The sequence below is a fragment of the Spirosoma areae genome (assembly GCF_054781775.1).
In genome coordinates this window covers 436,404-457,399 of record NZ_BAAGTT010000027.1, presented here as the reverse complement: position 1 = coordinate 457,399, position 20,996 = coordinate 436,404, and the positions used below count along the sequence as shown (strand labels likewise).

At 49.6% G+C, this 20,996-nt stretch carries 21 protein-coding genes; 6 read left to right on the top strand and 15 right to left on the bottom strand.

Annotated features, from left to right (window positions below; genetic code table 11):
- Positions 1–178 precede the first annotated feature (178 nt).
- From ACYVI1_RS15995 to ACYVI1_RS15940, 12 genes are all read right to left on the bottom strand, one after another.
- The gene (locus ACYVI1_RS15995) at positions 179–538 is read right to left on the bottom strand and encodes a hypothetical protein (protein ID WP_460911629.1); all 360 of its coding nucleotides are present in this window, start codon (positions 536–538) and stop codon (positions 179–181) included.
- 107 nt (positions 539–645) lie between these two features.
- A complete protein-coding gene (locus tag ACYVI1_RS15990; RefSeq protein ID WP_460911628.1) occupies positions 646–1,263 on the bottom strand; it encodes a hypothetical protein in 618 nt (205 codons plus the stop codon).
- A gap of 39 nt (positions 1,264–1,302) precedes the next feature.
- Entirely contained in the window at positions 1,303–2,085 is a 783-nt protein-coding gene (locus tag ACYVI1_RS15985) for a leucine-rich repeat domain-containing protein (protein WP_460911627.1), read from the bottom strand.
- 36 nt (positions 2,086–2,121) lie between these two features.
- Positions 2,122–2,616, bottom strand: a complete 495-nt coding sequence (locus ACYVI1_RS15980; RefSeq protein ID WP_460911626.1) for a hypothetical protein — start codon at positions 2,614–2,616, stop codon at positions 2,122–2,124.
- Positions 2,617–2,730: 114 nt separating this feature from the next.
- A complete protein-coding gene (locus ACYVI1_RS15975) occupies positions 2,731–3,297 on the bottom strand; it encodes an ankyrin repeat domain-containing protein (RefSeq protein ID WP_460911625.1) in 567 nt (188 codons plus the stop codon).
- Between the two features lie 64 nt (positions 3,298–3,361).
- The gene (locus ACYVI1_RS15970) at positions 3,362–4,009 is read right to left on the bottom strand and encodes a hypothetical protein (protein ID WP_460911624.1); all 648 of its coding nucleotides are present in this window, start codon (positions 4,007–4,009) and stop codon (positions 3,362–3,364) included.
- Between the two features lie 86 nt (positions 4,010–4,095).
- A complete protein-coding gene (locus ACYVI1_RS15965) occupies positions 4,096–4,356 on the bottom strand; it encodes a hypothetical protein (RefSeq protein WP_460911623.1) in 261 nt (86 codons plus the stop codon).
- A gap of 36 nt (positions 4,357–4,392) precedes the next feature.
- Positions 4,393–5,922, bottom strand: coding sequence for a TPM domain-containing protein (locus ACYVI1_RS15960; protein ID WP_460911622.1), 1,530 nt, complete (start codon positions 5,920–5,922; stop codon positions 4,393–4,395).
- 45 nt (positions 5,923–5,967) lie between these two features.
- The gene (locus ACYVI1_RS15955; RefSeq protein WP_460911621.1) at positions 5,968–6,786 is read right to left on the bottom strand and encodes a DKNYY domain-containing protein; all 819 of its coding nucleotides are present in this window, start codon (positions 6,784–6,786) and stop codon (positions 5,968–5,970) included.
- A 19-nt stretch (positions 6,787–6,805) separates the two neighbouring features.
- Complete coding sequence (locus ACYVI1_RS15950) at positions 6,806–6,949, bottom strand: hypothetical protein (protein ID WP_460911620.1); 144 nt, start codon at positions 6,947–6,949, stop codon at positions 6,806–6,808.
- 176 nt (positions 6,950–7,125) lie between these two features.
- Complete coding sequence (locus ACYVI1_RS15945; RefSeq protein ID WP_460911619.1) at positions 7,126–8,433, bottom strand: hypothetical protein; 1,308 nt, start codon at positions 8,431–8,433, stop codon at positions 7,126–7,128.
- 6 nt (positions 8,434–8,439) lie between these two features.
- Positions 8,440–9,102, bottom strand: a complete 663-nt coding sequence (locus ACYVI1_RS15940; RefSeq protein WP_460911618.1) for a hypothetical protein — start codon at positions 9,100–9,102, stop codon at positions 8,440–8,442.
- A gap of 287 nt (positions 9,103–9,389) precedes the next feature.
- On the opposite strand from ACYVI1_RS15940, the gene ACYVI1_RS15935 reads away from it, so the two are divergent.
- Positions 9,390–9,920, top strand: coding sequence for a DUF2911 domain-containing protein (locus ACYVI1_RS15935; protein WP_460911617.1), 531 nt, complete (start codon positions 9,390–9,392; stop codon positions 9,918–9,920).
- 4 nt (positions 9,921–9,924) lie between these two features.
- On the opposite strand, the gene ACYVI1_RS15930 is transcribed toward ACYVI1_RS15935, so the two are convergent.
- Entirely contained in the window at positions 9,925–10,869 is a 945-nt protein-coding gene (locus tag ACYVI1_RS15930) for an alpha/beta hydrolase (protein ID WP_460911616.1), read from the bottom strand.
- Positions 10,870–11,010: 141 nt separating this feature from the next.
- Here ACYVI1_RS15930 and lacZ point away from each other — a divergent pair, with 141 nt between their 5' ends.
- The 3 genes from lacZ (at position 11,011) to ACYVI1_RS15915 (ending at position 16,147) form a co-directional block, all read left to right on the top strand.
- The gene (lacZ, locus tag ACYVI1_RS15925) at positions 11,011–14,289 is read left to right on the top strand and encodes a beta-galactosidase, LacZ type (protein ID WP_460911615.1); all 3,279 of its coding nucleotides are present in this window, start codon (positions 11,011–11,013) and stop codon (positions 14,287–14,289) included.
- A 199-nt stretch (positions 14,290–14,488) separates the two neighbouring features.
- Positions 14,489–14,752 (top strand): hypothetical protein, encoded by a 264-nt coding sequence (locus ACYVI1_RS15920; RefSeq protein ID WP_460911614.1) that lies wholly within the window; start codon positions 14,489–14,491, stop codon positions 14,750–14,752.
- Positions 14,753–14,995: 243 nt separating this feature from the next.
- Positions 14,996–16,147 carry a sigma-54-dependent transcriptional regulator gene (locus ACYVI1_RS15915; protein ID WP_460911613.1) on the top strand — a complete coding sequence of 384 codons (1,152 nt, stop codon included), beginning with the start codon at positions 14,996–14,998 and terminating at the stop codon, positions 16,145–16,147.
- 78 nt (positions 16,148–16,225) lie between these two features.
- Here ACYVI1_RS15915 and ACYVI1_RS15910 read toward each other — a convergent pair whose 3' ends face one another.
- Positions 16,226–17,374, bottom strand: a complete 1,149-nt coding sequence (locus ACYVI1_RS15910) for an acyl transferase (RefSeq protein ID WP_460911612.1) — start codon at positions 17,372–17,374, stop codon at positions 16,226–16,228.
- Between the two features lie 38 nt (positions 17,375–17,412).
- Here ACYVI1_RS15910 and ACYVI1_RS15905 point away from each other — a divergent pair, with 38 nt between their 5' ends.
- Positions 17,413–17,961, top strand: coding sequence for a hypothetical protein (locus ACYVI1_RS15905; RefSeq protein WP_460911611.1), 549 nt, complete (start codon positions 17,413–17,415; stop codon positions 17,959–17,961).
- A 159-nt stretch (positions 17,962–18,120) separates the two neighbouring features.
- Here the strand turns inward: ACYVI1_RS15905 and ACYVI1_RS15900 are convergent, their stop codons facing one another.
- On the bottom strand, positions 18,121–19,311 hold the full coding sequence (locus ACYVI1_RS15900) for a sensor histidine kinase (RefSeq protein WP_460911610.1): 1,191 nt from the start codon (positions 19,309–19,311) through the stop codon (positions 18,121–18,123).
- A 341-nt stretch (positions 19,312–19,652) separates the two neighbouring features.
- On the opposite strand from ACYVI1_RS15900, the gene hemA reads away from it, so the two are divergent.
- On the top strand, positions 19,653–20,936 hold the full coding sequence (gene hemA, locus ACYVI1_RS15895; RefSeq protein ID WP_460911608.1) for a glutamyl-tRNA reductase: 1,284 nt from the start codon (positions 19,653–19,655) through the stop codon (positions 20,934–20,936).
- Positions 20,937–20,996: the final 60 nt, after the last annotated feature.

Sequence of the window (20,996 nt, the reverse complement as noted above, 5' to 3'; positions counted from 1 at the left end):
CCCAGGCCCCTCCTTGAGGTGATGCGGTTTGGCCGTGTCACCTCATTGTATTTTATCCTCAATTGTCCCGTCCCGAATATCAGTTGGTGTAAATCGGTGTATTTTCTCTTTCAAAAGTAGCCATACATCAATCACATTCTCCGCCCGGTGAATCTGTAGTTTTAGCCCTCTGATTAATTCACCTTTTGTGATGGTGCTCATTACATGGATCAAAATGTGGTTGGCCTGTTTTTTTAGCATTTCGGACTTCACGTTCAATCGCTGATGCAGTGGGTGTGTAGTTGTGCTTGAACTCGACCACAATATCCTGCTCGATAAAATAAGCATCTGGATTTTTAGTGTGTGGTGTGTTGTCAATCGGTAGAAGACGTACCTTAAAACCCTGCTTAGCCAGAACAATTGCCGTTTCTATATTCTTGGCGGCTTCATGAGATGCATGGGTGATATGCATTTCAACATAACCGCCAGAGGGTTCTGTTTCATGCTTGCGAAAGTCTGGGTAGATAAGCGGGCATTCAATACTGGGTAAGTCTTTCAACGTGTAGCAAATTTCGACCAGCAAGTTACAAAACGTAGCCGTTATGCATTCACACCTTCATCGAAAAACAGGGGCATTATAACCAGCGATAGAAGCATTTTCATGACTTATTTCTCAAAAATCTGGAAGAATTTGGACAGTGTACTATACGTCCTGATCGACTTTGTCGTGCTGTTGCGGGCATCGTCGAGCACGACTTTTCCGCTTTCGTCGGTTACGTACTCGTACAGCGTTCCCTCATGGGCGTGAACCCGGTATTTTCGGAGGAAAATCCAGCACCCAATCCCAATCAGGAACAGCATCCCCGGTAACAGCAAAATATACACGTTGTCGTTAAGTTGGCGCTGGTAGCTGCTCGTTAGGTAAACCGTATTGGCGGCAGGACTATACAGAATTGGCGTGGGTTGACCTTCGTTTACGGCGGCAAACTCCTCAACGGAGATGCCGCCCGTTTGCCTACGCACTACGGGCTTGCCCAACTGGTCAGTGAACCAGAAATCGAGGCTATTGGCCGTCTTTTTCAGCACTCGTGCTGAGATGGTAATGCCCTGTTGCTGAATGGCTTTCAGGTCGCGGTAGTCGGTATACCACCAATAACAAACGCTGACACCCGTGAAGAAACAGAGGGAGAACAGGCGAAACCCCAGCGTATTGTATTTTCGCAGAACGAAGTAATAATAAGCCAGCAGAAAAGTGCCGACACAAAGCGACTGAAGGGCTGTCATGGTGATTGAGAGAGGAAAAGTTCGGATGCAGGCTGGCCATCAGGGTAGTGGATTTCCCGTAAAATCATGGCTGACAAGTTGCCGGAATTGCTCAATACCGTCGGTTGTTTTTAGCCGGTTGTTGGCCGCAAAAAGCCACTGAACGTTCGGGCAGCCGCGTAATGTTTTCAAATCTGAAATCTGATTACCAGACACATCGAGCCGATTAAGTTTGGTCGACTGTAGGTCGCTCAAATTCGATAGACCGCAGTTTTTCAGGTACAGATCGCCCAGGCCGGGTAGTCGTGAAAACAGCGTCAGATGCGGAATAGGATGCCCCGATAGGTTGAGAGCCGTTACGTGTCCCTTCTGCACACAAATCCGAAAGCCTTTTGCCATATTGGCCGCCGTGGATTCGGCCGCCGTGGATTCGGCGACATGCCAGTGCTCGGTAAAAATTGCGTTCTTCAACTCCAGCCCACTCTCATCCGCGATTTGCGCGACAATGGCTTTTTCGGTGGTGTCAAGCGTTGTAAAGTCGTAATCATACTGCCCCGGTATGGTTTTCGGGCCGAATTCCATCAAAAAAACTGCCGCGTAAATTCCTAAACCGAATGTACAGAACCCTAAGGATACAATAGCGGTGAGTTTATGTTCGCTAAAGCCCTTGAAGGCCCACCAGGTAGCCAGCAGGTATAACAGGCCGCAACCTAAAAACAAAACGATACCGCCCCAATCCGGTATTTTTTTCAGGATTGAATTTGGGTCGGTCAGGCCAAAGGTGAAGCAGTAGCCTAAAACGCCGGTAATAACAAAGGCAAGGAGTAAACTTCGAATAGCCATCTGGGTAAGCATTCGTTTAGGTGAGTCGCCGGGTGTTTAGTTCGACCAGTCTGGAAACTGGGCTTTGAGTTGATCGTCTAATTCGTCGGCCCAGTTCTCCAGGTCGCGGATGCAGGTTGTCAGTTCCTGATAGTCCATGCCCCGAATATCGCGCTCATAGGTAGCATATACTGTTTGAGTATTGGGCGCAATACATAATTTCACGCCCAGCCGCAAGTCGTTGAGTTCGAGCAGGTGACGATAAAAGTGCAGCAGGTTGTTGGCCGGTACGGTAAGCAGTGGTGAGAAAACCCGCAGGTAATCGCGCCGGCCTCCGCTGGGAAAGCTGATCGTCTGAACGAATACCTCAATCGTGGCCGACCCGTTCTTCCAGAGCCAGTTATTAGTTTTGGCCTTGTAGGTGGATTCTTTGGTCAGACCGATGGACTCGACGTAGCATTGAATCAGGGTAGCAACCCGATGAAGTTCCGCATCGTAGGCGGCTTGTACATCGTCGGGTCTGGCGGGGGCAGGGTTTTTGATGGGTTCCATGGCGGTTTCTCTGCGTTTGACTAAGTGGTTTGAACAGGTCAAAACTACTATGGCTACCAGGCATCTATAGACGAACTCTATGCCGGGTGGATTTGGCTTTATAAGTGGTGGGAGTCAGCCTAAAAGTGGTCTGTTGGCACGTTCCCGACTTCGCAGGTAGGCCGCAATTGACCTGGCTTCGCTGGCTTCAGCGGAACTGGTTGCACTTCGTTGACCCAGTTCAATGAGTTCGTCGACTGTATTGCCCGGCGAATTGAGATTAGCGCCAGACTCTACCAGTAATTTAATCAGGTCAAACTCACCCCCAAAGAAGCCTGCGGCATACATTAAGGCTGTATATCCCTGCTCATCCGTCGTATTCACATCGAAGCCCTGCTCAAGGATAAACTTCGCGGAGGCTATATCCAGCCTGCCCATGGCCCTAAACCAGGCTTTTTCCCAGTCGCCGTTTACATCCAGTAGCTGGGGGGGCAGGATTTTCCAAAGTTGCTTATTGACCTCGTTCACCCTTCCTGAATAGGGTTCTGTGCTGGGCGTGACCTGTAGCTGATTGATACTCAGGTCATACAGGTAGGTTAGCCCGTTAGCCTTGTCAGTCCAGAAGAAAGCAGAATTCGGATTAGCCTGTGCGAAATGCGCCAGAAAAACCTCTTCTGTAGGCGCATCCGGGTTGTTTATCAACAGCTCATATCTTTGGAAACTTCCCCAGATTTCTCCTAAAACTCGTGGTGTAAAAACCATACACTTACGCCCCGTAATGCCGCTCAAGGTTCGTGGAACCAGCGAATTCGTCCTTCACCGACAGGTTGTACAGTTTCTTAAAGCGGGCACGGGCGCTCAATACGTCTGGCCGGATCGCGTCGAGGTTTTTTTTCATGGCAAACTTCCCATTCACCTGATCCGCCCATAGTCCGTCGCCGAGGCCCAGGCTATTATTGATGATCAACGTCAGCAGCCCATTGTCGCCCGTAGCCCGGTCCGACAAATCAGCAATTTCCCAGGCAATGGACAAATATATCAGGGCTTTTTTACGATCCTGTTTTAGGTTGAATGAGGGATTGTCCTGGGCATAAACGATGGCTAATTTAACATACGTTATCGGGTCCATATAGGTATTGGCTGCGGTTTCGAGCGCATCTATCGACGCTTTGGCAGCCACTACGTTACCATCGGGCAGCGGTGTTTTCAGGAAGGCATAGTAGGCCGACAGCCCTCGTTTTACGTTCTTCTCCGATGAACTGGCCGCTATTTTCTTCAGGGCTGCAAGGTCTGCGGTTTTAAGCTGTTCACGGGTTGTCAGGTAGTTTTTGAGGTCCAGCGCCGAGTTGGGCGCTGCGAGTGGGGTTGCAAACAGGCTGAACACACTGCTCAGGCCAAGTAGGATTGTTTTCATGAAACGAGAAATTAAAGGTGAATAAATGGACGTAAACGGCTGATGGATTCACTGTGAAAATCGGTGCGCCACAACGCTTGAACACCTTACGCCCGGTTTTCATGGTTGGCAAGCAGGTATTGTCTGATGATCCAGTCTTCGGCAGTTTCCCGATAAACCTGTCCTAAACCCGTCACATAGGCTTTTTCAAAATCAGGTTCGTCTTTCAGAAAAACATCATACCCTGTGCCCTGAAAGAAGCCACATACAAACGGCGATTTCTCCAGAATCGCCTGCCGTTCGGTCTCCGAAAGCTGCTTAATCTGCTTCGCTAACCGGCGGTTTTCAACGTGTTTTCGGAAACACATACGGGGATTGGCTGAGTTGGTTAATTGACAACCCGTTTACCAGCTACTACCAGCCCCACCGCCCCCCGAACTGCCGCCCCCCCAGCTACTGCTGGACGAACTGCTCGACGAGCTTCCCCATGAACTGCTGCCCGATGAAGAATAGGTGGTGGCCGATTGAGTGGCGGTGGAATGGGAAGTTGACGCCTTACGTTGGCGAAGTATGGCAATGGTGTACTGTGTTTCGCTTTGGCGGCCACAGGCCTGGCACGCATACTCATGGCTGCCCCGGCCTTCTCGCTCCGTAGTGGCCTCTTTTATGATTCGGTTATTGGTTAAGGACATCGCTTTTGAGTTGCACTTAGTGCAGTACTGATACACGGTATTACTCAGGTTTTCGTAGCCAATAGCCTGGACGATGTTGTACGTTTCATTGCGCCAAACGTCGTAGTCAACACTAGCTAACCGTTGTTCAATCCTCTGATAATCAGTCAAAAAATCATCTTTACCAGTGCCATCCACTTTGGTAAGCTCAATTCCTTCTGCCGATTTCCGGCTATGGTTTCGGAGCGCGTTTACTGCCTGGTCGTCCTGGGATTTAAGCCACCCAAACGGAATCGGGAATAACAGGACGTTACCCCAGCCGTTGAGCCCGGCGGCTTTCTGGCGAACATACCGCTGTGGTTCCGTCATCGTGCCATAGAGTTTCATAAATGTATTTTTTCGGCGTCGCCGGGCGTCCCACACAACGGTACCTGTATAGGCATACATGACAAGCAGAATTTGCCATCCATGCAGCGACAGTGGTTGCCGAAGCTGGATAACCACAAGGCCCACACATACCGGCATGACGATATACAGCAGAAAAGCCCAGGCCCACCGCCCTTTCGATTGCGAAACTGTTTTCTCAATTTGGCCGGCAATCGGGTTCGATTTTTTAACGAAGAATGTAATTACCCGAAGCACGAACAAACAGGGAATTAATAAGAGAAACAAGACAAAAATGCCATAGTTGTCTAACGGCTGGTTTGCAGTATATTTCGATTCATCGTAGACTTCCTTTGCCGCTTCGGGCTTACTAATCAGACGGGCTATCTCCTCAACGCCGTCAATCATGGCCCCGTCGAAGTTGCCGGTTTTAGCCAGCGGAACCATTTTCTGGGTCTGAATCCGACTGCAAATGGCATCGGGCAGAATGCCTTCGAGGCCATAGCCGGTTTCCATCTCAATGCGATGCTGGTCTTTCACCAACAAAATGAGCAGGCCATTATTTTTCTGGCGGTAACCCAGGCCCCATTTTCTAAACAGAGCCGTGGCAAACTCTTTGGGCACACGTTCGCCAATCGAATTCAGGCAAACGACCGCCACCTGCGCCGTAGTGGAATCTTCCAGCCTGCCCAGCAGCGAGTCAATCTGGCTCACGGCTGCGCTCGACAGAATATGGTCGGGATTGCTGACGTAGTGCGAACTTCGGCTTTGCTTGGGATTAGGGACGGTTTCGGGCGTGTAGGGCTGACCAATAACCGGCGTAATCCAGCCGCTAACGAGCAGGACCAGGACAAGTAGTCGGGTAACGTTCTGACGCATAACCAATCCGTTTTTAGCTGTGGCACGACAGCCCGATGAATGATTTTATTTTTTGGTTCTGCTCTGCCTATAAGCAGCTACCGTAAACGTGGCCGGGTCGGCTCCTGCAATGGTATCATACCCCAAATAGACACGCTGTTTATCTTTGGCATACTCCCCCTCAATGCCCGAAAAGGTGGCCACATCAACCTTCGCTATCGGGGTCCAGAAAATGTCTCTGCCCAGCACTAAGCCCCAGGCACCCTGTTTATCGGCAAAATGAAAGTCCGATACTTTCCGAAAAGTTGCCCCATCGACGCCTTCCATTGGCTTATCCTGGAAATAGACCCATCGGCGGTCGTGGGTCAGATAGTTTCCATTGAACATGGGCACGACAACAAACGTAGCGGGGTCGGCCCCGTCGATGGGCATAACGTCTTTGTAAACCCGATGGCTATCGCGGGCGTAGGCTATGCCCTCAGCCGATACACTCGTAGGGGTCTCGTTCGGGTTTGGAACAAAGGTGAAATTTGGCCCGTCGCTGCTGATTGGCTGATCCCGTGAGTAGCCACTGTTTTTGTCTTTGGAATAACTTCCCGCCAGATATAGAAACGTAGCGGGGTCAGCGTTTGGGATGGCTGTCGTCAGATAGAAAACGTGGCTTTTGTCCTTACCATAATTGTCGTTGATTGCCGTAAACGACTCAGCATCAGCCGCCCCAATGATGGCGCGGGTAGCGGGAAAACCACTATAGAAGACCACGTCACCATGTTCGATTCGGTACCCCTTTCGCGAACTTGCTCCACAACCCGTTACCAGCAGACCGATAAGGGTTAAGCCAATTGAAGCAAACAAAGACCCTGCTTTTCTACCTGTGCGATTCATAAACGGGCGTCGTGAGGGCTTAAAAAAGGATCAGACTAAACAGAATAAGCAACGTAATGATAACCAGGGCAATCCAGTCAAATCTTCGCTCCAGGAACCGTTGTACACCTTCTTTGCTGGCCTTCATCAGGCTCTTTTTGGCAAATTCTCCGCTCCTGCTCATAGCTGCAACTGTTTTGATGAATGAAACTCCAGTAAAGCTATTGTGAACAGTCCTATTGATTTGGGTAGTTTGATAAACGGGGAGTTTGGCCTTAAAAGTGGTAGAACGGACTTGACATGTGGGTAACGCTGAACAGTGTAACATGTCTCCGGGATAGGGCGTAGGCTACACCTTCGTTACTGAGTTTGGGCCACGTATCGATTTAGTCTTCCTACCATGTCGGCTCTTTGGTATTTTTCGGCTAAACTAAGCGCATTGATTCGGCCATCATGAGGAGTTTGATGCACTGTTTTTAGATCAGGTTTTTGGGTTAATAAAAAATCAAAAATCTGATCATTGCTGTTTTTAATGGCCATTTCCAGTCCTGTATACTCGCCGTCGGTAACGGACAGTCGAAATGGAAAACGAAACAAAGTTTCGAGTAGGCGCAGGTTATTATTCTGAGCCGCTACGGTAATTAATCGATTATCAGATGTGTCTATTGCAAAGCCTTTTTTCAGTAATAATTCTATTGATTCCCGCTCGTTTTTTTCCACAAATGTATAGATGGTTTGGCGGCTTTGTTCTGGATCGTTCCGAAGGCCATTTTTGATAAGGTAATCCAGTAAATCAATATTTTTGTATTGCATCAGGTGCTGCGTGATATAACTTACTGTAAAATCAAACTTAGGCCGGTAGTTTCCCACGACAAACTTCACTAATTCTGTTCGATTATACGCTGTCAGCCGCTCAACGGCCCGCGTAGGATTCAGGCCATTGGTAAGCAGTAATTGTAGCATCGCCTGACTTTTAATATTCAGTCGATCTGAATAATAAGCAATACCCTCATTATCGTCAGCCAATGTACGCACGATAGCCAGTTTATCCTGAGCGACTAAACTATCAAGAAGGGAGTTTTCTTCACCGGGCAATTTTTCAAATAAAAGGTCGCTATTTCCATCATATACGTCGTTAAACTCATCTACGGTAGAGGCAGTCATTGCTTTTTTTAATGTTGCTTCTAATTCTTCTTTTTTAGTCTCATCCATGTAATCACTTCCCGCACTGATTAAGGGCAGTATAGCAAAAATACCGGTAATTAACAGGTAAATACTGGTCGTGATTAACTGCGGTTTTTCAAAAGCAAATGGTGTCGAAGAAGGGGTACTAAAAATAAGCTTATTGATACCGGTTAGTGTAAGCATCAGAACGACGACAAGTAAATTGATAATCAATGTAGTGCTATAAAATAGAGTTGAGTTTACCGTATTTCCCAAAGTCACTTTGCCCGATGACCCATTGATGAATGTAGCCATCATAACAAAAATCAGTAAGGCAGCCGCAACAGCCAATATCCAGATTGGGAAATTAAGGTGCAGGACCTTGTTGATTACGCTGAAAAGAACAGCCACTACGACCATAAAAAATACATTGCATGGTACGTAGATGATCAGAAAGAAAATTAAACTCACACTATCCTGCAAGGTACCTGATGAATTGTTCATGTGTGCTTAGTGCTGTAGTACGTTTTTAACCCACTCATACCGATCTGTATACCCGTCTATTGTGTCGGGTAGCCGCCAGCTTACCACGATACCACCCATAGCCGGTTTAAAAATCTGGCAGTCTTTTAAATCAAAAAAGCGCAGATGGCTCTTCCACAGATTCGTATGCGATGTGGCTGACTTGGCAGCGTTGAATTTCTGTTCCAGCCTGGCAACGTCAATGTTTTCATTGAAATAAAATGACCCATCGACTGTAACTGTGGTCGTTTTGCCGCTAAGCGATAAAGTATGGCGGATAGCTAAAATATACGAAATAGTTTCCTGATTAACGACCAGTGTGCTTTTGTAAGGATAGTAGTGGCTTTCTCCATTAACAGGAGCAATAAACAGCTTATCTGCAGGTTGATAATTGACCTGCTTAAATCCATGTTCAGCAAACCAAAGGCTAAGTTTTTCCTCTCTTGCCTTGCGCGATTGTATGATCACTATAAATACGCCAATAATACCCAGGGCAAGGGCTGGCAAGACAAACGTTTCCCGTGGTGGAATATAGCTGATACCAATGCAGATAACGACAACGAGCAGTAGCATCTGGGCGTGCTTCGGGCTGTTTCTGAAGGTGAGATAATAAAATCCGGCGAGTAGAAAACAAGAGGGAATATAAATCATGAAATGCTGTTTTTCAGTCGATCAATATGGAGCAGTTAAGCAAAAATCGTTGACAAAGCAGAGTCTGATTTTGACTGATTACTTGTGCTTGCAACCGACCCTGCAACTGATTCTTCTACCTGAAACTCCGTATAAAACAAATGAAGCCTGGCCCACTAAGTTGCTTAAGTTGACAAACGGGGTGTTTAGACCAAAAAGCGGTCGAACTGACCTGGAATGTGGTTGAGGCCAAAAATTACAAATTCTTCATACCTTGCAGCCTGTCAGCCTAAAATCACTAAGCACTCATGAAACGCACCCTCATCATTATCGGCATCATTGCCGCTGTAGCCCTTGCCGCCTTCTTCGCCTTCTTTAGCTGGACCAAGTCTGGCAGCCCCGAAGCCACGGCTGAGGTTGACCAGAACGGCCTGAAAATCAAAGTCGATTATTGTCAGCCGTATAAGAAAGGACGTAAAATTTTTGGCGGGTTAGTACCCTATGGGCAGGTCTGGCGCACGGGAGCCAATGAAGCCACAGTCATCGACTTCGACCAGAACATCATCGTAGCTGGCCAACCCTTAGACGAAGGCAAGTATTCACTCTGGACGATACCGTCGCAGGGTGGCTGGATTGCTATTTTTAACGGCGAAACCGGTCAATGGGGAACCAACTACGACCAAACTAAAGATGTGTTGCGGGTGCCCATTGCGTCGCGCAAACATAGCCCGATGGCCGAGCAGTTTTATATTAGTTTCAGGCCAGCCACTAACGGTATAGAGATGATGCTGGTGTGGGATGAAACCGAAGCTATCGTGCCCATTCAAAAGCGGCAGTAATGAATCAGTGAAAACTCTCTGCCATAAATTTTAGCGCATCGGGCAGGCTGGCGCGCCAATACGCCCACGTATGGGCGCCATCGCGGACGCGGTACTCGTGCGGAATTTTTCGGTCGAGCAGCGTCAAATGAAGCATGGAATTGCCCACCGTCAGCGCATCGTCGTCGCCACAGTCGAGGTACCAGCGTACCTTCGTCAGATCGCTCTCCGGGGCTGATCGGGCCAGAATAATTGGGCTGTTGCGTTTCCAGGTGATGGTAAGCCGTTCTTCGCCTTTGGCCGGGCCGCTAAATACGGGTGCGTAGGCCGTATTGTACCGCTCATCGGGCATGTTCATGAAGGTTTCGTCGGTTCGGACAGCCGCACTCAGGGCCGCGCAGGCACCGAATAGGTCGGGGTGGTGCATGGCCAGTACCAATGACCCAAAGCCTCCCATCGACAAGCCCGAAACAGCCCGAAATTCGCGCTGAGGCCGGGTGCGAAACGTGGAGTCGATGTAGGGGATAAATTCCTGCACGAACATGTCTTCATAGCGTACTTTACGCTGATAATCATTGACGTAAAAGGAACGACCTCCGTCGGGCATCACAATAATCATGGGTGGTAATTCGCCCGATTTAATGCCCGTATCAGCAAGGCGGTCGGCCTCGCCAAACTGCACCCAGCTCGTTTCGTCATCGCCGTAGCCATGCAGCAGATACACCACCGGATAGCGCCGGTTCGAGATGTAATAATCGGGTGGCAGGTAAATGGAAAACTTAATGCCCCGGTTCAGCACCGAACTATTCATCAGCATACTTTCCAGCAGGCGAGCCTGGGGAGCCGATACAACCGGCACAGGGCCGTTATTTTGAGGTGTCGTTAGCTGAGAACGCCGACGCGATTGCGCCGGAGCCGTAAGCGCCAGGGCAACGAATCCGATACAAATCAATAAACTACGTACAGACATTAGGGTATAAGCAGGTGAAAGGTGATTAAATTAGGGCGAAATATGCAGCTTACGATGAATCGGGATAAGCCCTGATTGTTAGGTTGCAAAACAACATAATCTCCGATTCTTCGCCTGTTTCCTTAACTAAACGAATTTGCAATGCACAAACGCTTTATTCTGATCCTGTTTTTAACAGTTTTTAGTAGACAGACTGCTCAGGCCCAAACCTTGCCCTATTGGGAAGACCCGCAGCAAATTAGCCAGAATACCGAGAAGCCCCACGCTACGCTGATACCCTTTGCTGCTGAACAGCAGGCGCTGAACACGACCGACTGGCGCACATCACCCTACGTTAAACTGCTGAACGGCTCGTGGAAATTTCGCTGGCTGAAGCACCCCAGCCAGATACCCGGCGATTTTTTCCAGCCCACGCTCAACGACCAATCCTGGGATGACCTGCCCGTGCCCTCCAACTGGCAGGTTGTTGGGGCACGTGAAGGCCGCGCCTACGACCGGCCTATTTTCACCAACATCAAACACCCGTTTCCGGCAACGCCCCCGCGCATCACCGCCGACACCAACGCCGTAGGGCTGTATCGGCTGCGCTTTACGGTCCCAGCCGGTTTTCAGGACCGCAATATTTTCCTGCATTTCGCGGGTGTGCAATCGACCTGCCGGGTATTCCTGAACGGCCAACTGATTGGCTATCATGAAGATGGCATGACACCAGCCGAATTTTTGATCACCGATAAACTTAAACCGAACGATAATCTGCTGGCCGTAGAAGTCATTAACTGGTCGGATGGGAGTTACCTCGAAGACCAGGACTTCTGGCGAATTTCGGGTATTTTTCGGGATGTATTTCTCATAGCTACCCCGAAAACCTACCTCCGCGATTTGGCCGTTGTTACTGACTTAGACGACCAATACCGCGATGCTACCCTGAAACTGACGGCCAACGTCCGCAATTTGGCGCCATCGGCCACGCAAGTTCCTTACCGACTTCGGGCTACGCTCTATGACCCTAAAAAAACCGTTATTTTCTCCGAAACCATCAACTCCGCAAACGCCACCGATACGGGCCAGGAGGTACTGTTTCGGCTGAACAAAGAAGTGAAAGCGCCCGCCCTGTGGAGCGCCGAATCGCCCGCACTGTATATCCTTACGGTTCAACTTATTGGAACCGATGGGCAGCCAACCGAAGCTGTCAGCCAGCGCGTGGGCTTCCGGGAAATGACGCGCACCGACGGGCAACTCCTGCTGAACGGCAAACCCGTGACCTACAAAGGGGTTAACCGCCACGAATTTGACCCCAACACGGGGCGGGTTATCAGCCGCGAGTCCATGATTCAGGACATCAAGCTGATGAAGCAGTACAACATCAACGCCGTCCGAACGTCGCACTACCCCAACGTAACCGACTGGTATGACCTTTGCGATGAATATGGCCTTTATGTGGTTGACGAAGCCAATATCGAAAGTCATTATTTATGGTCTCAGGGCCAGACCCCAGCCGCCAAACCCGAATGGCGCGATGCCTTTGTAGCGCGGGGCCGGGCTATGGTCGAACGCGATAAAAATCACCCGTCTATCGTTATCTGGTCGTTGGGTAACGAAACCGACATGGGTCAGAATTTCCGGGACATGGCCGACATCATCCGGCTTATTGACCCCACACGGCCCATTCATTATGAAGGACGGAACAACTACCAGACTGACTTCCAATCGGCTAACCAACCCCTGAGTAGTTTCGATATTATTTCGACCATGTACCCTTCGGTAGCGGGCATGGTGGCCCTGATGGAAAAAGACCCCAGCCGACCCGTCATCGTCTGCGAATATGCCCATTCGATGGGCAATGGCGTTGGCAACCTGAAAGATTACTGGGCTGCTATCGACAAATACCCACGCATGCAGGGCGGTTTCATCTGGGACTGGGTGGACCAGGGCTTGCGGCTTAAAAACAAAGCTGGAAAAGAATTTACCGACCATATCAACTACATCGACGGGGCCAACGCAGGCGACGGCCTGGTTAACCCCGACCGCACGCCCCAGCCCGAAATTAACGAGGTAAAGTTGGTGTATCAATACGTGAAACTGGCCACTCCCACCCCACTGACGGCTGGGCAACCTATTAAAGTTAACCTCCGCAATACCTACGATTTTCAATCCCTTGAACCCTTTCGGCTGGAGTGGCAGCTCCTCCGAAAGGGCGAAGTCGTGCAGCGGGGTGGTGAAAACAATTTAGTGGCAAAACCCGGACAGACGCAGGTGCTTACGCTGCCCGTCCGACTGAACGACGCTATTGATACCCGCCAAATCGACGGGAATGCGCGCCCTTCGACATCCGCCCTGGCGGAACGAAACGCGCTATCGGGCGAGTATTTCCTGAACGTGAGCATTCGGCTTAAACAGGAAACGAGTTGGGCACCCGCCGGGCATGAGGTTGCGTCGGGGCAGTTTCCTGTCAAAACCGATTCGACCACGCAGGTGGTACTGGGCATGAACCGCATTCCGGCGGTAAAAGTGACCGGTACAACCATTCGCGGACGGGACTTTGCCGTTGTGTTCGATAAAGCCACCGGCACGCTGATCCAATGGACGTTCAGAGGGAAAAATCTGCTGAAAGAGCGCCTGCAGCCGAGTTTCTGGCGGGTGCCGACCGATAACGACGAGGGTGGTGGAAATCAGTCGTTTGCGGCTCGCTGGCGACAAGCCGGATTGGACACCCTGAAGCCCCGCCCGGTTGCCTTCAAAATAGAGCCGAGGCCCCAGATGGTGCGGGTTAGCTGCACCAACGAACTGGTTGGCAATGGCGGCAGCATTCTCCAGCAAACCGATTATGTGGTGTACGGAACCGGCGATGTGCTAATCACGACGACCTACACACCCACGGGCACACTGCCCCCGCTGGCCCGCGTGGGAATGCAGTTTCAGTTACCTGCCACAACCACAAACCTAAGCTGGTATGGTCGTGGCCCCTTCGAGAGTTATGCCGACCGGAAAGACGCGGCTTTTGTTGGTTTGTACGAACGTAAACTTACCGACCAGTTTTTTCCGTACATCATGGCGCAGGAAAACGGCAACAAAACCGATGTTCGCTGGGCCAGACTAACCGACGAGTCGGGGATGGGGCTTCTGATTATGAGTGATATGAGTACGGGTGCCCTGATCAACATCAACGCCCGCGACTATACTGACGCGGCTCTGCTGAAAGCCAAACACCCCGACACGCAGGAATTAGAGCGTGGCAACGTAACGGTTGTCAACGTCGATATGGCGCAAATGGGACTCGGTGGCGACGATAGCTGGACACCCCGCGTTCATGCGGAATATCAGCTCCCGGCCTCCAAACCATACACGTATTCGTTCCGAATGCGCCCGGTCGATGGCCGTACCAGCGTGGCCGAAGTGGCCGCATTGTCGTTTCCCCACTGATTTTCAGCGAAAACGCATAACAAAACCTCAGTCTTCCTTACTCTTAGGCTCTTTGTTCCATGAATTAGAGGAGCGGAATGAAGTAATGAAATGGCTGGAAGAGTATTTGAAGCAACAACGCATACTTGATAGTCTCCGCGACGAGGTCCCAGAAGACGAGTGAAAACCGGAGGCTTCGGTCCCATAAATTCTTACATGTATGACAACCAATAAACTGAATTTAGATGAAGAATTAGCCGATATTCAGCGACAATCGAACGAGAATTTAAAATTAATTAAAGGGCGTAGCTTTGAGGTTGATTTGTCAGAATGGCTAACCATCGCCCGATATGCCAAAAAATATACTATAGATTCGCATGTGATTACAAACTGGATTAGGCGTTGCATTATTCCTAACGACTGTGTTATGGAATTTCCAGAATTAAATCATATTCGTTTGATTAAAGACCAGCTATATAAATGAATAATAGGTGTCACTGCTGTTGTGATACTCTTGAACGCCCGGTTTCAATGAAGCCGGGCGTTTTGTTAGTTCAGTAAAAAAGTCGTAAAAATCTTTATTACCTCAGCTCTCCCTCGAAAAAGCCGCGTTTATGAAAAAAGAAAGGGATTTTATCAAATTTAGCGGTCACCATAACGGAAGCCGATGCAAAATCCCCTATTTTCGGCCCTATACTAATCCATTCTTTAAATACACCCAGGTTATATGGCCAAACTGATTATCGTGGACGACGAAAAACCGATTCGGGCCGCTCTACGCGATATTTTAGAATATGAAGGCTACGAAGTTGACGAAGCAAAAGACGGCGAAGAAGGGCTGGACATGATTATGCGGACAAGCTACGATGTGGCTTTATGCGACATCAGGATGCCTAAAATGAATGGCCTGGAGTTGTTACAGAAAGTTAGCGAAGCTGAAAAAAGTACACAGGTCGTGATGATTTCGGCTTACGGAAACGTCGAAAATGCAGTTGAAGCAACCAAGCGTGGCGCCTTCGATTTCATTACCAAACCACCCGACCTGAACCGGCTCCTGATTACCGTTCGCAATGCCATTGAACGGGCCAAGCTGGTTGCCGAAACCAAAACCCTCAAAAAACGTATCTACAAACTGAACGAGATTGTCGGAGAATCGGAGCCGATTAAGAAAGTTAAAGATACAATTAACCGCGTAGCCGCTACTGAAGCACGGGTCCTGGTAACAGGCGCCAATGGGTCGGGCAAAGAGATGGTAGCTAAGCAGATTCATGAGAAAGGCAGCCGTGCCAACCAGTTGCTGGTGGAGGTTAACTGTGCGGCCATTCCAAGCGAACTTATTGAAAGTGAATTGTTTGGCCACGAAAAGGGAGCCTTCACCGGAGCGGCAGCCCGGCGCATAGGTAAGTTCGAGCAGGCCGACGGGGGCACGTTGTTTCTCGACGAAATTGGCGACATGAGCTTGTCGGCTCAGGCAAAAGTGCTGCGGGCCTTGCAGGAAAATAAAATTACCCGCGTGGGGGGCGACAAAGAAATCAAGGTCAACGTGCGCGTGATTGCGGCTACCAACAAAGACCTGAAACAGGAGATCATAAACGGCAACTTCCGCGAAGACTTATTCCACCGCCTGAGTGTTATCGTGATTAACGTGCCGCCGTTGACAGAACGCCGGGTCGATATTCCGCTGCTGACCGACAAGTTTCTGCACGATATTGCCACTGAATACGGCGCTCCCGTAAAGGAACTTGCGCCCGAAGCATTAGCCCATCTGCAATCGCTGCCCTGGTCGGGTAACGTGCGCGAACTACGAAACGTCATCGAACGGTTAGTGATAATGTGTGGCGACGAGATTTCGCTGGAGGACGTGAAGTTGTATGCGTAACTTAATGATTGACTGAGTGACTGATGGAATGATTGAATAGCTGACGCATACACCCTATTCAATCATTCCATCAGTCACTCAGTCAACCATTAAATTGCATCCCCGAACGTCGGAATTGTCGAACCGGCCAATGACGCGGAAGTCGCCCGAAGTACCTTCGTACTGGCCCAAATCCTGGGTTTCGATGAACGCACAGGAGTCTAAATTACCCAAATCCACCACGTTGATGCCGCCTGTACGGCGCTCGTCCGGGCGGTTTGGGTCATTCGGGTAGAGTAAAAACGGGTCGTTGATGTCGCGCAGATACACCCGCAGGGTTGAACTGGGCCGAAACACACCCCCACCCGGCGAATAAGCCTGCGAGAGCAATTCGGTCATGCCATACTCTGAATGCACCGACTGAACGCCAAGTTGCTTGGTCAGCAATTTATGCACCTCTTCGCGCAGCAACTCTTTCCGGCGGCCTTTCATACCGCCTGTTTCCATCACCACGAAGTTCGACCCGGCCTGCCGCGCATAGTGCCGTAGAAACGACAAATCCTGCCCCGATTCGACCCAGTCGAGTAGTCCAAACGTAACGCCAATGAGCAGGATTTGCTTCCCGTCGGCCTGTTGCGTAAGTTGCCGGAGCCGTTCGGTTAATTCGGTATGGTTATGCAGAAAAAATCCTCCCGTGGATTCGGCCGCCGTGGATTCGGCCGATTGATTTAAGCCGGTTTGCGCTATAAATCGCTGAACCATATACACCAGCGAGGAGTTATTTCGTTCAAGATAAGACGGCAGTAAGGCCAGTATATGGACGTTGCTGAGTGGGCCGTAGGCTCGTTCGAAAATCCCGGTACTGATGGTCTCATAAAGAGCCGGGTCGGGTACAACATGGCGGCTCGTCTGAGGACCGGTCGTGCCACTGCTGGCAAACGTGAGTACCTGATTTGGAGCAAGCTGACCAGGGCTTTCAACACCCGTCAGTAGTGTGTGATGTTTGAAGAACCCGATGGGCATGAACGGTATCTGTCGCAGGTCAGCGAGTTGTTCAGGCCGGCTATGAAGGTGACTCAGATAGGCCGCGTAGACCGGATTATAAACGGCCTGATACCGAAAAACGGCTAAGGCTACCGACTCAAATAGTTCCCGGTTTGGTCGTTGGGAGGCCAGCGTTAGAATTTTCTGCCGCAGTAGTTGCCGATGAGGAATTACGGCGGGCGAAAGTGTTAATGAAAAAGACAACGTAACGAAAGCGTTTATTGAATAACGAGTACAACAGTATGCAACGGCAACAAATTCAATCGTATTTTTTTGTATTTGGGGTAGCCCTTACCCTATCGGCCTGTTTCACCGAACCAGACTACCCCGATACACCGTCCATTGAGTTTAATGGTCTGTTTCGCTATACGATTGAAGCTACTAAGGGCGTAGGTAAAGGTAAGCGCGACTCGGTCGTGCTGACCGTTAAATTTAAGGATGGTGATGGTAATCTTGGGAACAATATTCCCATTTCTAAAGCCGATTCAGCGCGATATGCGTCGAATGGGGGGTGGGGTAACTATGAGATCAGGACCTTTCGGCTCATCAATAAGCAATACGTTGAGTTACCTGCCCAGGTCAATAAGTTTCTGCTTTTCCCGGATTTGACCGAAAACAAACCCAAAGGCGCTATTGAAGGTTCCCTTGATTTCTTTCAGACCTTTCCCTATGGCAGTGCGTATCAGTTTTATCCCACTAAATTTCAGATACGTATTCGGGATCGCGCCTTGAACACAAGCAATGTCGTCGAAAGCGATACCATCAATTTACCGTTTCCAAAAGAACGTTGAGAAATTATCGTGGTGTCGGCGGGGCCGCCCGTGCAGTTCTCAAACCCGACGCCACTGTAAAAAATACCCTCAACCTCCTGAAGCGGGCTTTGCTCACTTATAGACAAAGCCCCCTTCAGGAGGTTGAGGGTATTTTTGGTTGATTCTAAAAAGCATACGTCAGCCACCGTTCAGCACAATCCGAAAGGTTGTTCCTTTTCCAACTTCGGAACTTTTGACGTAGAGCTTCCCATTATGGTACTCTTCAACAATGCGCTTGGCCAGCGTTAAGCCTAAGCCCCAGCCGCGTTTTTTGGTGCTGAACCCCGGCGAAAATACCTTCTGCATGTTGGCTTTAGAAATGCCTTTACCCGTATCGGTAATGTCGATAGCAACGCCCTGATGCGGCAACGGCATGAGATTGAGCCGTAGTTCGCCCACGCCTTTCATGGCATCGACAGCGTTCTTACAGATGTTTTCAATGACCCACTCAAACAGCAGTTTATTAATCTTAACCTGTTGATTTGATGGCAGTTGGCTATCAACACTCATCGTCACCTTTGTTGAAATCCGCCGGGCGAGATAGTCCGTAAACTGCCGGACAACATCGTTTAAATTCTCCTCTTTCAGGGTTGGCACCGAGCCAATACTCGAAAAACGGGCCGTAATGGTCTCCAGCCGCTGCACATCTTTCTCGATTTCGTCGGTTATGGATTCGTCATATTGGGCCGGGTCGGAGCGCATGTATTCGACCCACGCCATCAGCGACGACATCGGCGTACCTAACTGATGGGCGGTTTCTTTGGCTAAGCCCACCCACACACGGTTCTGCTCGGCCCGGCGCGAGGAACTAAACGCCAGATAGGCCAGTACGCCCAATGCCGTTAAAATAGCCAGCAGGACATAGGGAAAATAGGTTAACTGGCGCAGTAGATTCGAGTTTGTATAATAGACAAGGCCCTGCTCGCCCTTGCCTAAATCAACCACAAGTGGCGGATGTTTTTTACGCATTTCTACGATTTTATGCCGCAGAAACTGTTGCTTTTCAACATCTGTATAGTCTACTGGCACATCGATGTTTCGTACACCCGCCAGTTCGTTATTGGGATCGACATAGATAGCCGGTATGCTTTTATTAGCCTCCAGAATCTCATCTGTAACGAATGTTAAATCCCCGGAATCCGCACCAGTACCGAATAAATAGCCGATACTTTTTGCGTACAGCTCCACGTAATGCTCCTCCCGGGCTTCGAGTTTGGTAATCAGGCGGTTTGTGTAGAGCAACGACCCCGTCCCTACTAACAGTAGATTCAGGGCCACAATAATCTTCAGAACGTTGTTCTGACTATAAATATCAAATGATTTCAGCATCGTGTCGTACCACTTTAGAAAGCCAGTCTTTGCCAGACCACTCCTTGCTTATAAAGCGGATTTCGTGGTGTTACCAATTCGATTGGTTGTTTCAACTAAATGAATAACGCATTTCGACCGATAAAACGCCTGTCTGGTGGCCCGAAAACTACGTTTCACTGAACAAAAAAGAACGCTTGTCATGCATCGGTTGTTTCTTTGTAAATAGGATTGAGTAAAGAACTAAGGTAGCTATTTAGACAATTTCTAAATAGCGAAATCAGCAGCACAGGCGTATCCATGTCCGGTAATAATGCCGTAATTTTGTAAAGGCCAGGAGTCAATCCAGGCAATTTAGGATAATGTTAGACACCTTCAAAGCAATTAGTTTATCCCACAAAACAGCGCCACTTCGGGTGCGGGAGTTAATTGCACTTAACGAAGACGAAGCCAAGCAGTTGATGTTGCGGCTTCGGGATTTTTTCGGGCTAACCGATTTGCTCGTTATCTCAACCTGCAATCGCACCGAAGTCTATTACGCTTTTGACCAAGACCTTAACAGCGAGATTGCCCGGCTGCTGCTCATTGAAAAAGGCCAGACTGATACAGAGAACTATTTGCCTTATTTCCAGTTTTTCGATACCCACGACACAGCGGTCCGGCACCTGTTCGAAGTGAGTATTGGTCTGCACTCGCAGGTGGTGGGTGATATGCAGATTCCGAATCAGGTGAAGCAGTCGTACCAGTGGTCGGCGGATTTAGACATGGCCGGGCCATTTTTACACCGGCTGATGCACACCATTTTTTTCACCAACAAACGGGTCGCTCAGGAAACGCCCTTCCGCGATGGAGCCGCTTCGGTTTCCTACGCGGCTGTCGAACTAATCGACGAGTTGGTTGGCGAGCGTCAGAATCCAAACGTGCTGGTTATTGGGTTAGGCGAGATTGGCACCGACGTTTGCAAAAATCTTGAAGCCAGAAAATTAACGAATATCACCCTCTGCAACCGAACGCAATCGAAAGCCGATACCCTGGCCAGTCAATACGGTTTCCGGGTGGCCGACATGGCAAACCTGACCAACGAAATCCGCCGGGCCGACGTTGTTATCTCATCGGTGTTGCGGGATGAGCCGCTTATCACGCCCGAACTGTTGCAGGATGTTACCGTGCTGACGTTCAAATATTTTATCGATTTATCGGTGCCGCGTTCTGTCGATGCCGCCGTTGAGCAAATTCCGGGTATTTTGGTGTACAACATCGATCATATCCGTAGCCGCGCCGACGAGGCTCTGAATCAGCGGCTGTCGGCCATTCCCCAGGTCGAAGCGATTATCACGCAGGCGGTAGCCGAGTTTGGCGACTGGTCGAAGGAGATGGTCGTGTCGCCAACGATTAATAAACTGAAAAATGCGCTGGAGCAGATTCGGCGCGATGAGATTGCCCGCCATATGAAACACCTCACTCCCGATGAGTCGGACAAAGTGGACAAAATCACGCGGGGTATCATGCAGAAAATCATTAAACTTCCTGTTCTGCAACTCAAAGCCGCCTGCAAACGGGGCGAAGCCGAAACGCTTATCGACGTGCTTAATGACTTGTTCGATTTAGAAAAGCAATCGGTTGAGGAGCAAAAACATTCGTATTGATTTCGACTATTTTTCTTTTACAAGAACTCCCTGATCATCAATGGCTGGGGAGTTTTTTAT

Bases quoted from the DNA above. Each gene is read 5' to 3' on its own strand.
- ACYVI1_RS15955 (WP_460911621.1), bottom strand. From the start codon at position 6,786: ATGAATCGCACAGGTAGAAAAGCAGGGTCTTTGTTTGCTTCAATTGGC.
- ACYVI1_RS15965 (WP_460911623.1), bottom strand. From the start codon at position 4,356: ATGTGTTTCCGAAAACACGTTGAAAACCGCCGGTTAGCGAAGCAGATT.
- ACYVI1_RS15935 (WP_460911617.1), top strand. From the start codon at position 9,390: ATGAAACGCACCCTCATCATTATCGGCATCATTGCCGCTGTAGCCCTT.
- ACYVI1_RS15900 (WP_460911610.1), bottom strand. From the start codon at position 19,311: ATGCTGAAATCATTTGATATTTATAGTCAGAACAACGTTCTGAAGATT.
- ACYVI1_RS15905 (WP_460911611.1), top strand. From the start codon at position 17,413: ATGCAACGGCAACAAATTCAATCGTATTTTTTTGTATTTGGGGTAGCC.
- ACYVI1_RS15980 (WP_460911626.1), bottom strand. From the start codon at position 2,616: ATGGAACCCATCAAAAACCCTGCCCCCGCCAGACCCGACGATGTACAA.
- ACYVI1_RS15970 (WP_460911624.1), bottom strand. From the start codon at position 4,009: ATGAAAACAATCCTACTTGGCCTGAGCAGTGTGTTCAGCCTGTTTGCA.
- ACYVI1_RS15940 (WP_460911618.1), bottom strand. From the start codon at position 9,102: ATGATTTATATTCCCTCTTGTTTTCTACTCGCCGGATTTTATTATCTC.
- ACYVI1_RS15945 (WP_460911619.1), bottom strand. From the start codon at position 8,433: ATGAACAATTCATCAGGTACCTTGCAGGATAGTGTGAGTTTAATTTTC.
- ACYVI1_RS15990 (WP_460911628.1), bottom strand. From the start codon at position 1,263: ATGACAGCCCTTCAGTCGCTTTGTGTCGGCACTTTTCTGCTGGCTTAT.
- ACYVI1_RS15960 (WP_460911622.1), bottom strand. From the start codon at position 5,922: ATGCGTCAGAACGTTACCCGACTACTTGTCCTGGTCCTGCTCGTTAGC.
- ACYVI1_RS15930 (WP_460911616.1), bottom strand. From the start codon at position 10,869: ATGTCTGTACGTAGTTTATTGATTTGTATCGGATTCGTTGCCCTGGCG.
- ACYVI1_RS15920 (WP_460911614.1), top strand. From the start codon at position 14,489: ATGACAACCAATAAACTGAATTTAGATGAAGAATTAGCCGATATTCAG.
- hemA (WP_460911608.1), top strand. From the start codon at position 19,653: ATGTTAGACACCTTCAAAGCAATTAGTTTATCCCACAAAACAGCGCCA.
- ACYVI1_RS15915 (WP_460911613.1), top strand. From the start codon at position 14,996: ATGGCCAAACTGATTATCGTGGACGACGAAAAACCGATTCGGGCCGCT.
- ACYVI1_RS15950 (WP_460911620.1), bottom strand. From the start codon at position 6,949: ATGAGCAGGAGCGGAGAATTTGCCAAAAAGAGCCTGATGAAGGCCAGC.
- ACYVI1_RS15985 (WP_460911627.1), bottom strand. From the start codon at position 2,085: ATGGCTATTCGAAGTTTACTCCTTGCCTTTGTTATTACCGGCGTTTTA.
- lacZ (WP_460911615.1), top strand. From the start codon at position 11,011: ATGCACAAACGCTTTATTCTGATCCTGTTTTTAACAGTTTTTAGTAGA.